Source organism: Nonomuraea sp. NPDC050451 (assembly GCF_044458585.1).
Window position 1 is genome coordinate 144,148 of record NZ_JBITHZ010000024.1, and the last position, 13,766, is coordinate 157,913.

General features: G+C 69.5%; 10 protein-coding genes. 4 read left to right on the forward strand and 6 right to left on the reverse strand.

What is annotated here, in order from left to right:
- Positions 1-4: 4 nt before the first annotated feature.
- Both ACIBI9_RS45840 and ACIBI9_RS45845 read right to left on the reverse strand, forming a co-directional pair.
- A complete protein-coding gene (locus tag ACIBI9_RS45840) occupies positions 5-1,267 on the reverse strand; it encodes a nucleotide sugar dehydrogenase (protein WP_397232467.1) in 1,263 nt (420 codons plus the stop codon).
- Between the two features lie 121 nt (positions 1,268-1,388).
- Entirely contained in the window at positions 1,389-2,936 is a 1,548-nt protein-coding gene (locus tag ACIBI9_RS45845) for a glycosyltransferase family 4 protein (RefSeq protein WP_397232469.1), read from the reverse strand.
- A gap of 176 nt (positions 2,937-3,112) precedes the next feature.
- Here ACIBI9_RS45845 and wecB point away from each other — a divergent pair, with 176 nt between their 5' ends.
- Together wecB and ACIBI9_RS45855 are read left to right on the forward strand one after the other, a co-directional pair.
- The gene (gene wecB, locus ACIBI9_RS45850) at positions 3,113-4,243 is read left to right on the forward strand and encodes a non-hydrolyzing UDP-N-acetylglucosamine 2-epimerase (RefSeq protein ID WP_397232471.1); all 1,131 of its coding nucleotides are present in this window, start codon (positions 3,113-3,115) and stop codon (positions 4,241-4,243) included.
- 54 nt (positions 4,244-4,297) lie between these two features.
- The gene (locus tag ACIBI9_RS45855) at positions 4,298-6,334 is read left to right on the forward strand and encodes a glycosyltransferase (protein WP_397232473.1); all 2,037 of its coding nucleotides are present in this window, start codon (positions 4,298-4,300) and stop codon (positions 6,332-6,334) included.
- A gap of 185 nt (positions 6,335-6,519) precedes the next feature.
- On the opposite strand, the gene ACIBI9_RS45860 is transcribed toward ACIBI9_RS45855, so the two are convergent.
- From ACIBI9_RS45860 to ACIBI9_RS45875, 4 genes are all read right to left on the reverse strand, one after another.
- Complete coding sequence (locus tag ACIBI9_RS45860; RefSeq protein WP_397232475.1) at positions 6,520-7,167, reverse strand: hypothetical protein; 648 nt, start codon at positions 7,165-7,167, stop codon at positions 6,520-6,522.
- A gap of 107 nt (positions 7,168-7,274) precedes the next feature.
- Positions 7,275-8,606 carry a flotillin family protein gene (locus ACIBI9_RS45865; protein ID WP_397232477.1) on the reverse strand — a complete coding sequence of 444 codons (1,332 nt, stop codon included), beginning with the start codon at positions 8,604-8,606 and terminating at the stop codon, positions 7,275-7,277.
- A 79-nt stretch (positions 8,607-8,685) separates the two neighbouring features.
- Positions 8,686-10,158 (reverse strand): SPFH domain-containing protein, encoded by a 1,473-nt coding sequence (locus ACIBI9_RS45870; protein ID WP_397232479.1) that lies wholly within the window; start codon positions 10,156-10,158, stop codon positions 8,686-8,688.
- A 14-nt stretch (positions 10,159-10,172) separates the two neighbouring features.
- Complete coding sequence (locus tag ACIBI9_RS45875) at positions 10,173-10,373, reverse strand: hypothetical protein (RefSeq protein ID WP_397232481.1); 201 nt, start codon at positions 10,371-10,373, stop codon at positions 10,173-10,175.
- A gap of 238 nt (positions 10,374-10,611) precedes the next feature.
- On the opposite strand from ACIBI9_RS45875, the gene ACIBI9_RS45880 reads away from it, so the two are divergent.
- Positions 10,612-11,469: a PrsW family intramembrane metalloprotease gene (locus ACIBI9_RS45880; protein ID WP_397232483.1), complete on the forward strand. Its 858-nt coding sequence runs from the start codon at positions 10,612-10,614 to the stop codon at positions 11,467-11,469.
- A gap of 167 nt (positions 11,470-11,636) precedes the next feature.
- Positions 11,637-13,763 carry a nitrate- and nitrite sensing domain-containing protein gene (locus tag ACIBI9_RS45885; protein ID WP_397232485.1) on the forward strand — a complete coding sequence of 709 codons (2,127 nt, stop codon included), beginning with the start codon at positions 11,637-11,639 and terminating at the stop codon, positions 13,761-13,763.
- Positions 13,764-13,766 lie beyond the last annotated feature (3 nt).

The following is a 13,766-nucleotide window of genomic DNA, read 5'->3' on the forward strand; positions in this document are numbered from 1 at the left end:
GTCGCTACAGCCGCTCGACGCGTTCACCCTCGGTGAGCACACCGCGGGTGTCGAGCACGAGCCTGGCCTTGTCCTCGACCATGTCGAGGTCGAACGCGGCGTGCTGCTGCAGCAGCAGCGTCACGTCCGCGTCGATCACGGCCTTGGCCAGATCCTCCTCACGCGGCACCGGGGTGCCGTCTACCGCCCACTCCTTGACGTAGGGGTCCGCGAACGAGAGCTCGGCGCCCAGCTCCAGCAGCGCACGCGCCACCGGGAGCGCCGGAGTCTCGCGCTCGTCGGCGATGTCCGGTTTGTAGGTGACGCCGAGCATAACGACCCGGGCGCCGTTCACGGCCTTCTTATGCCGGTTCAGCAGTCGCTGGACGCGGGCCACCACGTAGGACGGCATCCGCTCGTTGATCTCCTGCGCCAGCTCCACGAACCTGAACGGGTAGCCGAGCTTGCGCACGGTGTACGACAGGTACGACGGGTCGACGGGGATGCAGTGCCCACCGACGCCCGGACCCGGCAGGAACTTCTGGAAGCCGAACGGCTTGGTCGCCGCGGCCTCGATCGACTCCCACAGGTTGATGCCGAGCTCGTCGCAGAAGATCGCCATCTCGTTGACGAGGGCGATGTTGACGTGCCGGTAGGTGTTCTCCAGCAGCTTGGCCATCTCGGCCTCGCGAGTGCCGCTGACCGGCACCACCTGCTCGATGAACTGCCCGTAGAACGCCGTGGCGCGGTCGCGGCAGGTCGGCGTGTAGCCGCCCACGACCTTGGGGGTGTTCCGCAGGCCGAACTTGGGGTTGCCGGGGTCGATGCGCTCGGGCGAGAAGGCGAGGTAGAAGTCCTTGCCCGCGACGAGCCCCGAGCTCTCCAGCAGCGGCCTGGCCACCTCGTCGGTGGTGCCGGGCCAGGTGGTGGACTCGAGCACGACGAGCGTGCCCTCGCTCAGGTTGCGGCCGACGGCCTTGGTGGCGCCCTCCACGGCGGACAGGTCCGGTCGGTGGTCCTCGTCCAGCGGGGTGGGTACGCAGATCACGATCGTGTTGCTTCTGGCCAGCACGGTCTCGTCGAGCGTGGCGCTGAACCCGTTGGCCAGCATGTGCTCGAGATCGGCGTCGGCCAGGTCATCGATGTACGACTGCCCGGCGTTGAGCGCGTCGACCTTGGCGGGGTCGACGTCGAGGCCGACGACCCGCAGGCCGGCGGCGACCGCCTCCTTGGCCAGCGGCATGCCGACATAGCCCAGGCCGATGACAGCCAAGTCGATTTCTGTCACAGCAGCGCCTTAGAGAGCCGGAAACAACACTTCATGGTCGCAAAGGTTATCTCAAGTCCACCTAGCTCACGCCTAATGCGACCGAACACGTCAGAAGTGGCAGGCAACGCGAAGGTCAACATTAGGCAAGCGACCGGTATAGGGCTTGATAAGTCTCGGCAACGCGGCTCCAAGTCCGCTTCGCCGCCACTTCCGCCCGTCCTGCCTCACCCATCTCGGCGCGCCGGGCCGGGTCCTCCCGGAGCCCCGCGATGGCCTTGGCGAGCGCGTCCGGGTCGCCCGGAGGGACGAGCAACCCGGCGCCGTCGGAGCCCACGAGCTCGGACAGAGCAGGCAGATCGCTGAGTACGACGGGCTTTCCGAGCGCCATCGCCTCGACGGGTTTCAATGGCGTAACAAGTCGGCATACCCGCAGGTCCTCTCGCGGGCAGGCGAAGATGTCGATGGCGTCCTGCGCCTGCAACGCCTCGTCGGGGCCGACCCGGCCCGGGAGGATGGCGTCGGTGAGGGCCAGCTCGTCGACCAGCGCCAGGAGGTTCTCGCGCTCGGTGCCGTCGCCCACGATGAGCACCCGTACGGGCGTGCCGCCGTCACGCAGCAGCGCGGCGGCCCGCAGCAGGGTGGCGAAGCCCTCGTAGGCCACGATGCTGGACACCGAGCCGACGACGATCTCGCCGGGGGCGATGCCGTACGCGTTCCTGAACGAGGCGCCGTCGTAGTGGGCGGTCAGCAGCGAGTCGTCCACCGCGTTGGGCGCCAGGTGGATCCTCTCCCGCGGCACGCCGCGCTCGACGATCTCCGTGGCCATGGTCTCGGCCAGCGTGACCACGGCGTCGGCCTCGCGCATGAGGAACGCCTCGCGCTCGCGCTGGAGCACCTGCCGCTCGCTGCCCACGCGGATCGGGTCGCGCGAGGCCCAGGTCTCCTCGAGGAAGCCGCGCACCTCGTAGACGAACGGCGTGCCCGTCCTGTCGCGCACGGCGTGCGCGATGGAGCCGTTGCGGTGGTCGGTGGCGGCGTGCAGGATCTGCGGCTTGAGCTCGGTGACGAGCTTGGTGACCGCGGCGGCGCCCTTGATGATGCGCCCGCGCGTCTCGAACGGCATCTCGCCGTGCCCGTCGGGCAGCAGCCGGTAGTAGGGGATGCCGTCGATCTCCTCGAACGGCGCCGCGTCCGCGTGCCCCTGCAGCATCGGCCAGCCCCAGCTCGTGACCACGTGCGGGTCGAGCCCAGCGGCCTGCTGCGAGGTGACGATGCGGTGGGTGCGGACGGTGTACCCGGCCTGCGTGTACGGCAGCGCGTTAGTGACCAGGTGCAGCACCCGGCCCTCCACGCGGTCGGTGACGGCCACCTTCGGCGCGGGCGGGATCGGGTCAGGGCTGATCGCGGCCAGCTCGCCCCGGTAGTAGGCGGCCCTGCGCTTGACGAACGGGTACTTGGTGTGGGCTTCGAGCACCTCGGCGGCCTCGGTCACCCTGCCGGCGTTCCACAGTTCCTTGGCCTCGTTCCACGGCCCCTTGACCACGCGCATGCCGAACTTGCGCACTATGCGCCGGGCGCGGCGCGCGGCGGGCCACGCGACGCTGCCCACGACAGGGCGCAGCCGGGGCGGGAGCGCGTCGGCGGCGGCCTGGGCCACCCGGACGGGGTCGGATTTGACCTTCGTCACGACGACGCGGGAAACGATGATCGGGTGCTGGACGAAACCTTTGAGAAGTCCACCGACGCCGGCTCGGGCGGACTTCGCGGAAACCTTGGAGGAGTCTTGACGACTGGCGTCGGATGCCACGCGGTGACCGTACCATAGGCAACGTTTTTCCCCTTCCGCTATGAAAGGCGAGGTCAATGAGGGAGAACCCCCTCGTCCTGCACGTATTGGGCGCCCGTCCCAATTTCGTGAAAGCGGCCCCGGTGGTGCGGGCACTCGGTGAACTCGGCGTGCGGCAGGGCATCATCCACACTGGTCAGCACTATGACGCGCTGATGTCTGACGTCTTCTTCGCCGACCTCGGCCTCCCCGAGCCCGTCGCGAACCTTGGGGTCGGCTCCGGCAGCCACGCCAAGCAGACCGCGGCCCTCCTCGTCGGCCTGGAGGAGGTCGTCCAGGAGCAGGACCCCGACCTGGTCGTCGTCTACGGCGACGTCAACTCGACGCTGGCCGCGATCCTCGTCTGCGCCAAGCTGGGCGTCAGGACCGCGCACGTGGAGGCGGGGCTTCGCTCGTTCGACCGGGGCATGCCGGAGGAGGTCAACCGGGTCGTCACCGACGCGCTGGCCGACGTGCTCTTCGCCACCTCCCCCGAGGCCCTGGCCTACCTGGCGAACGAGGGCGTGCCCGCGTCCAAGGTGCACCTGGTGGGCAACCCCATGATCGACAGCCTGTACTCGGCGCTGCCGTCGCTGGACCCGGCGCCGGTCGCGGAGCGGCTGGCCATACCGGCTCGTTATGCCGTCGCGACCCTGCACCGCCCCGCGAACGTGGACACCCCCGAGGCCGCCAGGGAGCTCGTGGACGCGGTGCTGCAGGTCTCGCGGCAGATCCCGATCGTGGTGCCGATCCACCCGCGCGGCAAGGCGCGGCTGGCCGAGGCGGGCCTGGTCGACGGGGAGTCGATCAAGGTCGTCGACCCGCTGGGCTATGTGGACTTTCTCTCACTCGTACGCGGCGCCGCGCTGGTGGTCACGGACTCCGGCGGCGTCCAGGAGGAGACGACCGTGCTGGGCGTCCCCTGCCTGACCGTGCGGCCCAACACCGAGCGGCCGATCACGATCACGCACGGCACGAACCGCCTGGTCACGCCCGCCCTCCTGCCGGCCGCCGCGGAGAAGGCGCTGGCCGACGGGGCCGCCACGCCGGCGGGCGAGCTGCCGATGCTCTGGGACGGCCAGGCCGGGCCGCGGATCGCGCGGGTGATCTCCGCCTGGCTGAAGGGCGACAACCTTGCCCCTGCCTCTCAGGCCAAACGCCCTGAATAGCGGCCCTATCCCCCGTAACATGACCTACCTCCGCTAAGCGATAGGCGTATCACCATGGCCGAAACCCCTGAAGAGCCCACGTACCAGCGGCTCGGGCCCGTCAACTGGCTGCCCGAGGAGCGCAAGCTCGTCGAGCGATTCGAGGCCGAGGTCAGGGAGCTGCGGCGGCGGCTGGAGATCGCCGAGGCCAAGGCCGCGTACGCGAGCTGGAAGCTGGAGGCCACGCAGGCGAAGCGGACGTACAAGCTGGGCGAGGCCCTGGGCTCGAAGAGCCCGGGGAAGATCGTCGAGGCGGTCCGGTCGAAGGAGAAGGCGCCGAAACCCCCCGTCCCGGTCTCCGAGGCGACCGAGCTCGCCAACCACCGGCCGCCGCTGGTCGAGGTACCGGCGGTGAAGTGGCCGAAGGGGCCGGTCAACCGGCCGGACCTGAAGGTCGCGGTGATCCTGGACGACTTCTCCCGGATGGCCTTCAAGTACGAGTGGGACCAGATCGAGTTCGGGCTCAAGGACTGGCCGGAGATCTTCGCCGAGAAGCGGCCCGACCTGCTGTTCTGCGAGTCGGCCTGGCACGGGAACCAGGGCCGCTGGCGCTACCAGATGACCGGCACCAACGCGCCCAAGGAGCCGCTGCGCGACCTGGTGGCCTGGTGCAAGCGGGAGGGCATCCCGACGGTCTTCTGGAACAAGGAGGACCCGCCGAACTTCGACTTCTTCATCGACACGGCCAAGCTGTTCGACTACGTGTTCACCTGCGACGGTGACATGGTGCCGAAATATCGGGAAATTTTGGGACACGATCGGGTTGACGTGCTGCAGTTCGCCGCCCAGCCCCGCGTCCACAACCCGATCCAGCAGCGGCAGGGACGCCTGCACGACGTGGTCTTCGCCGGGATGTACTTCCGCGACAAGCACCCCGAGCGCCGCGAGCAGATGGAGACCGTCATCGACCCGGTCAGGGAGCTGGGTCTGCACATCTTCGCGCGCAACGGCGAGGTGGACGAGAAGTACGCCTGGCCGGAGAAGTACCGGCCGCACATCGTGGGCGAGCTCCCCTACGACCAGATGCTGGCCGCGTACCGGATGTACAAGGTCTTCCTCAACGTCAACTCGGTGCTCGACTCGCCGACCATGTGCGCCCGCCGGGTCTTCGAGCTGTCCGCCTGCGCCACGCCCGTCGTGTCGGGGTGGTCACGGGCCGTCGAGGAGACCTTCGGCGACCTCGTCCCCATCGCGCGCGAGCCGGTCGAGTCGTACAACCAGGTCCTGCACCTGATCAACAGCCCCGAGCTGCGGGCCAGGATGGGGCACCTGGCGATGCGCGAGGTCTTCGACAAGCACCTGTTCTCGCACCGCGTGGACCAGATCCTGCAGGACCTCGGGCACCAGGTCGAGTCCAGGTCGCGCTCGATCTCGGTCGTGCTGCCCACCAACCGCGCTTCCCAGATCGAGCACGCCATCTCCTCCGTGGCCCGCCAGATCCACCGGCCGCTCCAGCTCGTCATGGTGCTGCACGGCCTGGACATCGACCCGGTCGTGGTCGCCGACAAGGCCCGCATGGCGGGCATCTCCGACGTCGTCGTCCTGCCCGCCGACTCCTCCCTGTCGCTCGGCGCCTGCATGAACCTGGGCATCGCGGCCGCCGAGGGCGACCTGATCGCCAAGATGGACGACGACAACCTGTACGGGGAGCACTACCTGTCGGACCTGGTGCGCGCGTTCGACTACTCCGACGCCGAGCTGGTCGGCAAGGGGGCGCACTACGCGTACTTCGAGGGCAGCAACACCACCATGCTCCGCCTGCCGGGGCTGGAGCACCGCTACTCCTTCCTGGTCCAGGGCGGCACGTTCCTCGGGAAGGCGGACATGTTCCGCTCGTACGGCTTCGCGGACATCACCCGTGGTGAGGACACCCACCTGGTGCGGCGGCTGAAGGAGGACTCCGTCAAGATCTACTCGGCGGACCGCTTCAACTTCGTCTACTGGCGCAGCGCGGACGCGTCGATGCACACCTGGCAGGCGGACCACATCAAGCTGACCCGCAACGCCCAGTTCTCCTTCGTCGGCCGCCCGGACGACCACGTCCTCATCTAACGGGCCCCCTCCGGCTGGCGTCCCTTTGAGGAGCGCGCCGCGCAGGAGGCCAGGTCAGCGCGCGCAGGCAGCGGCCGACGGCGCCCCCTTCACCCGCCCGCCCATCCGACGCGCGTCCCCTTGAAGGGAGCAGCGGGAGGTCGGCGGCCCGCGTCGTCCAAGGGACCTCAGCCGAAGTGCGGGGGTCAGTGGGTGACCTGGGCGAGGTTCTGGTCGGCGAGGCGGGCGAGCTCGTAGAGCCCCTGCGGCTTCACCCGCTGCCCCACCACCAGCATGCTCATGATCAGCGTCCCCCGCCGAATCATGACCGCCCCGATCTGCGCGTTCTTCTGGTCCCCCGCCGCCGTAGTGAGGTAGGCCCGCGACTCGTCGCCCTTGGCCGGCATCGCGAGGGTGCGCGTCTTGTAGGTCACCTGCGTGCCGCTCACGTTCGCGGTGTACGAGGCGCACTCCTTGGGCAGCGGCGCGGGGAAGGCCTCCCTGGGCAGCGACACCACGGCCTGCGTGATCGAGCCGCGGTCGGCGGCGAAGGCGATCACGGCGGCCGGCGCCTGGGCGACGTCGGGCTTCTCGGCGTCGAGCTGGGCCGCGCCCGCGCACTCCGGCCGCTGCAGCTTGGCCGCGCGGACGGCCGCGAGGCCCTGCTGGGTGGACTTGAGCGAGCCGAACGCGCCCAGCTCGGGCCCGTACGCGACGTGCATGCCCTTGGGCACCGGCAGCAGCGCGGCGCGCAGCCTGGCCGTCTCGGCGGACGCCTGCGGCGCGGACGGCGCCGCAGGCGCGGGCGCGGCCGACGGGGCGTCGTCGGCAGAACATCCGGCAATTGCCAGCATACTTAGGAATATGCCGGAAATGGGCTTCAGCATTCGTCCTCCAATTCGCTCCAGCGGCATTGTCAAAACGCTAGAGGAATGGAAGACCGGACAGCCGAGTAACGTCGCTATTCGCGGGATTCAGTGGTTTTACGAACGATTTCCGGTTCGGCGCCGTTTGGCGATCCGCCGTTGAGCAGGGCTCTGGCCAGGCCCAATCCGGCGCCCCCGAGCGTGAGCGCCTTGGCGAGCATTTCCTCGACGCCCTGGGCGCCGTTCAGCACCACCATGTGCTCGACGTTTCCGAACGCCTTCGAGCCGGCCTCGACGATTTCCGGCCAGCGCTCGGCGAGTTGCTGCGCGACGACCGCCTCCTGGTTGCTCGCCAGCGCCTCCGCGCGGGCCTTGATGGCCTCCGCCTGCGCCAGCCCCTTGGCCCGCGCCGCCTCGGCCTCGGCGATGCCGCGCAGCCTGGTCGCCTCCGACTCCGCCTCGCCGCGCAGCCTGATGCCCTCGGCCTCGGCCTGTGCCTGGGCGACCGCCGCGCGCCGCGCCGCCTCCGCGAGCGTGACCTGCTCGTACGCCCTGGCGTCCGCGGGCCTGCGCACCTCGCCCTCCAGCCGCTTCTCGGCGAGCAGGGCCTCACGTTCGGCGGCGGTCGTCTGCTGGACCACGACCTCCTGGCGGGCGGTGGCCTCGGCCAGCGGGCCCGCCTGCTTGGCCGAGGCCGCCGCCCGGTCGATCTCGGCCTGGTACCCCGCCTGCTGGATGCGCGCCTCGCGGACCGCGGCGGCCTTCTTGATGGCGGCCTCCTGCTCGGCGGCGTTGGCCTCCTGGTCGCGATGGGCCTCGGCGATCCTGGCCAGCGAGGCCACGGCGGCCGCGTGCGGGCGGCCGAGGTTGGAGATGTAGCCGGTGGCGTCCTCGATCTCCTGGATCTGCAGGGAGTCCACGTTCAGGCCGAGCTTGCTCATCTCGTCGGCCGACGAGGTGCGGATCTCGTTGGTGAGCGCGTCCCGGTTGACGATCAGGTCCTCGACCGTGAGGTTGCCGATGATCGAGCGCAGGTGGCCCGAGAAGAGCTGGTGCGTCTTCTCGTCCACGGTCTTCTGCTGGTCGAGGAAGCGGCGGGCGGCGTTGGCGATGGAGACGAAGTCGTCGCCCACCTTGTAGATCACCACGCCGCGCACGTGCACCGGGATGCCCTGCTTGGTGACGCATTTGACCTCGAGCTGGGAGACGCGGCTGTCGAGCGACATGCGGCGCGCGGTCTGGAACCCCGGGACGACCAGCGCGCCCTTCCCCGTGACGATCTTGAAGCCGAGCGTCTCCCGGCCGCGGGCGCCCAGGCCCGAGATGAGGATCGCCTCGTTCGGCTCCGCGACCCGCCAGATCAGCTTGAACGCAACGACGCCGATGAACGCGATGAGGGCGATGATGCCTGCGAGCATTAAGTCCATAACCCACTCCCGGGAGGACGTCGTCGTATAAATTGCCGACCAGACTTCCCGGCTCGCCCCAATGAAAAGGTACGCCCGATCAAGGCGCTTTACTAGATATCTCCGGCTCTGTCCCATTGGGGGTGGCACCGTTGAGCAGGGCCCTGGCCAGGCCGATCCCGGCGCCGCCGAGCGTGAGGGCCTTGGCCAGCAGTTCCTCGACGCCCTGGGCGCCGTTCAACACCACCATGTGGTCCACGTTCCCGAACGCCTTCGCGCCCGCCTCCACGACCTCCGGCCAGCGCTCGGCGAGCTGCTGGGCGATGACCGCCTCCTGGTTCTCCTTCAGCGCCTCGGCGCGCGCCCTGATCGCCTGCGCCTCCGCCAGGCCCTTGGCCTCCGACGCCTCGGCCTCGGCCAGGCCCAGCGCCTTGGCGGCCTCGGCCTGGGCCAGACCGCGGGCGCGGGCGGCCTGGGCCTCGGCCTCACCGGCGATCTTCGTGGCGGCGCCGGAGGCCTCACCGCGCAGCCGTACCGACTCGGCGTCCGCCGCGGCGGCCAGCTTGACCTGGGAGGCCTGCGCGGCGGCGCGCAGCTCGGTCTCCCTGGCCTCGGCCTCCGCCTGCGCGATGCGGGCGTCGCGCTCGGCCTGGGAGAGCGTGACGGTCTCGTACGCCTTGGCGTCGGCGGGCTTGCGCACCTGCGACTGCAGCCGCTGCTCGGCGAGCTTGGCCTCCAGCTCGGCGGCCTTCGTCTCCTGGACCACCACCTCCTGGCGGGCGGTCGCCTCCGACAGCGGGCCCGCCTGGCGGGTGGTGGCCTGGGCCCGGTCGATCTCGGCCTGGTAGGAGGCCTCCTTGATGCGGGAGTCGCGGCGGGCGGCGGCCATGTTGGCGGCGGCGATCTGCTCGGCCTCGGTGGCCTCCTGGTCGCGCTGGGCCTGGGCGATGCGGGCGGTGGAGGCGACCTTGGCGGCGTGCGGCTTGCCGAGGTTGACGATGTAGCCGGTCTCGTCGTCGATCTCCTGGATCTGCAGGGAGTCGACGATCAGGCCCAGCTTGCTCATCTCGTCGGCGGCCGAGGCCCTGGTCTCGCTGGTCAGGCGCTCGCGGTTGAGGATGAGGTCCTCGATGGTGAGGTTGCCGATGATCGAGCGCAGATGGCCGGTGAACAGCTCGTGGATGGCGCTCGTCATGAAGTCCTGCTGGTCGAGGAAGCGGCGGGCGGCGTTGGCGATGGAGGACAGGTCGTCGCCGACCTTGTAGATGACCACGCCGCGGATGTGCACGGGGATGCCCTGCTGGGTGACGCAGGAGACCTGGAGGTTGGCGGCCCTGGTGTCCAGCCGCAGCCGCCTGGCCGCCTGGAATCCGGGCAGCACCGCCGTACCCTTGCCTGTGATGATCTTGAAGCCCAGACTGTCCACGCCCTCGCCGCGGCGGCGGGCGCCCAGCCCGGAGATGATCAGGGCCTCGTTGGGTTCGGCGACCCGCCACACGGCCTTGAACAGCAGGATGATGATGACTGCGGCAGCGGCGATGCCGCCGGCGGCGATGTAGAACTCGGGGGACATCGGAGCGGCCTCCCTTAGATGAGTGCCCTGGCCACGTAGACGGTCCGCGGGGGGAAGTACTCGACCACGATCACGATGGATCCGGTCTGGAACTCCTCGTCGGGCACGCTGGGATGTGCGTAGAACGCCTCCACGCCGCCCCGGACCGGGATCATGACCTCGCCGACGAGCCCTGGGCCGATCTTTCCCGTGACCCTGCCCTGCTTGCCGACCACCGGACTCCCCCCGCTCGCGATATTCCGGACGCTACTCCAAACAAGGATTCGCGGTAATAGGCCGCACGAAAGATTCCGGCGGCACGCCGGCAGGCCCGGATACTCGGACATTCGGGACGATTGACGCCTGAGACGACGATTGACACATGAGGAACGGGGGTATTCGCGGTTCGACGGTTTGGGCTCGGCCTGGCGGCGCCGTCACGGCAGCCCTCCGAGCTGTGGAGGTGAAGGCGCTGTGAAGCTGTGGCTGCGGGTCTTCCTGATCGGGTTCGTCTTGTGGCTGGCCAGCGTCGCGGTGACCGCCTGGACGGGCAATTCCAACCTCGTGCCGACCGTGGTGCTGTTCGGCAGTTTCCTGGTGCCCGTGACGTTCGTGGTCTGGGCCTACGGGCGCGACCGCTCGCCGCGGGTCACGGTCGAGCTGCTGTTCGTGGCGTTCGTGGTGGGCGGCGTGCTGGGCGTGCTCGGCGCGTCCCTCCTGGAGAGCCTGCTGATCCGGCCGTCGATCATCATGTACGTCCTCGTCGGCCTCATCGAGGAGGGCGTGAAGCTCGGCGCGCTGATGTTCGTCACCAGGAGGATGGACCGGCGCTCCGCCCGGGACGGCATCGTGCTCGGCGCCACCGTCGGCTTCGGCTTCGCCTCGTTCGAGAGCGCCGGGTACGCCTTCAACGCCCTCTTCACCGCCGACGGCCTGTCGCTGTCCCAGCTCGTCGAGACCGAGGTGCTGCGCGGCATCCTGTCGCCCGTCGGGCACGGCCTGTGGACGGCCGTCCTGGGCGGCGTGCTGTTCGCGGCGCGTGGCCGGATCACCGGCTCCGTCGTCCTGGCCTACCTCGGCGTCTCGTTGCTGCACGCCCTCTGGGACTCCATGACCGCCATCGCGATCGCGATCACGCTCGTGCTGACCGGCCAGCCGTGGCAGTGGGAGCTCCTGCGCATCGGCCGGGTCCCGAACGTGTCCGCGTGGCAGGTGCACGTGTACACCATGGTCAACTGGGCCGGGCTCATCACGATCTCGCTGGTAGCGCTGCTGTGGCTGCGGACGATCGCCGCCAAGGCGCGTCACGAACGGGAGATCTTGTCCCAATAATCACGGTAATGAACGTGTTCCTCCCACTGCGCCGGAACCATAAACGATGCTAGTCTCCTATGCGATCTTCCGGAGGTGTATTTACACAAGGTGTGGAAATGCCCCCGACTCGAGGTTGGGACATGGGCTCGCGAAACCGGTCAATTCGGTTCAAGATCTTCTTATTGTTGCTGCTACCCCTCTTGTCTCTGAGCGCGCTCTGGGGTTTCGTCCTCAACCTCACCATGGGCGACGCCCAGTCACTGCTCCGTGCGAACACGCTCTATCGGACCCTCGGTGTCACCTCCACCGACCTGGGATTACAGCTGCAGGCCGAGCGCGTACGCTCCGCGGAGACGCTCACTACGCGTAAGCTCACCTCGGTGCTCAGCGCCCAGCGCGCCCGCACCGACCGGTCGGTCACCGACTTCAAGCTGGCCGTCATGGAGGCCGGCGGCTCGGTCGGCGACGACCTGCGGCTGCCGCTCGGCACCCTCGAATCCGCCCTCGGCCGCCTCGGGGCGATCAGGGCCGACATCGACGGCGGCCTCAGCTCCCGGCTGGCCGGGCTGAACGAGTACAACCGCATCCTCGACGCGATCTTCACCCTCTATGACCACCTGGTCTCCGTCTCCGACCTGACGATCTTCCAGCAGGCGTCCTCGCTGCAGGCCATGGGCATGGCCAGGGAGTACATCGCCAGGGAGCACGCGCTCATCATCGGCGCGCTGGCCGACCGCCGGCTCACCGCCCCCGAGGTCTCCGCCTTCACCGAGTACGCGGCCTCCAGGAAGTTCCTGCACGCACGCGGCCTGGCCGGGCTCGACGTGACGCTGCGCCGGCCGTACGAGCAGGTCTTCGCCAGCGAGCCGTTCCAGACCTTCGCCACCATGGAGGCGCGGATCATCAAGACCGGCAGCCCGCCCCCCACCGCCGAAGGGTGGACCGCGGCCGTCGACAAGCTCACCGCACGGCTTGACCAGCTCGGCTCCTCCTCTGCCGGCGTGCTGGCCGCGCGCACGTCCGAGGCCGCGACCTCCACCATCGTCAAGATCTCCATCGCGGGCGGCCTCGGCTTGATCGCCGTGCTCGCCTCGATCATCATCTCTGTACGCTTCGGTCGCCGCCTGGCCGGCGAGCTGGCCGGGCTGCGTACCGCCGCCATCGAGCTGTCGCAGAGCCGGCTGCCCGACATCGTCGAGCGGCTGCGCAAGGGCGAGGACGTCGACGTGCGGAAGGAGGCCAAGGCGATCAAGGTGCACGGTTCCGCTGAGATCACCGACGTCGCCAGGGCCTTCGGCTCCGTGCAGCGCACCGCCGTGACGGCGGCGGTCGGCCAGGCCGCGATGCGGCGCGGGGTCGGCCAGGTCTTCCTCAACCTCGCCCGGCGCAAGCAGGGCCTGCTGCACCGGCAGCTCTCGCTGCTGGACGCCATGCAGCGCCGTACGCACGACCCCGACCGGCTCGAGGAGCTCTTCCGCCTCGACCACCTGACCACCCGCATGCGCCGGCACGCGGAGAGCCTGATGATCCTCTCCGGGGCCGCGCCGGGACGGGCCTGGCGCAAGCCGGTGCCCGTGATCGACATCGTCCGCGCGGCCATCGCCGAGATCGAGGACTACACCAGGGTCACCGTCGAGGGCATGCCGGTCGCCGCGGTCGACGGCACCGCCGCCGCCGACCTCACCCACCTGGTGGCCGAGCTGGTCGAGAACGCCACCATCTACTCGCCGCCGGACACCACGGTCCAGGTGCGCGGCGACCTGGTGAGCAACGGATACGTCATCGAGGTGGAGGACCGGGGGCTCGGGCTGTCGGTCGCCGAGTACTCGGCGTTCAACACGCGGATGGCCGCGCCGCCGGAGTTCGACCTGGCCGACAGCGACAGGCTGGGCCTGTTCGTGGTGGCCAAGCTGGCGCAACAGTACGGGATCAAGGTGCTGCTGCGGCGGTCGCCCTTCGGCGGGACGACGGCCATCGTGCTCGTGCCGCGTTCGATGGTGACCGAGCAGGCGGCGCTGGAGGCGGGCGACGTCGACGGCAAGGCCGATCTGCCGAGCCGTACGCGCAAGAAGGCACTCGCAGTGGTGACCTCGGGCACGCACGCGGGTCTGCCCAGGCGGGTGCGCCAGGCCAATCTGGCGCCGCAGCTCAAGGAGAGCCCGCCGCTCGGGCAGGAGCGGGCTCCCGAGCAGGAGCCGCGTGGGCAGGAGCCGCCGCCCGAACGCTCTCCGGACGAGGTAAGGGACTTGTTCTCCGCTTTCCAGCGGGGGACCCAACGCGCCCGAGAAGACGCCTCTGAGGAGGGGCCATGAGTA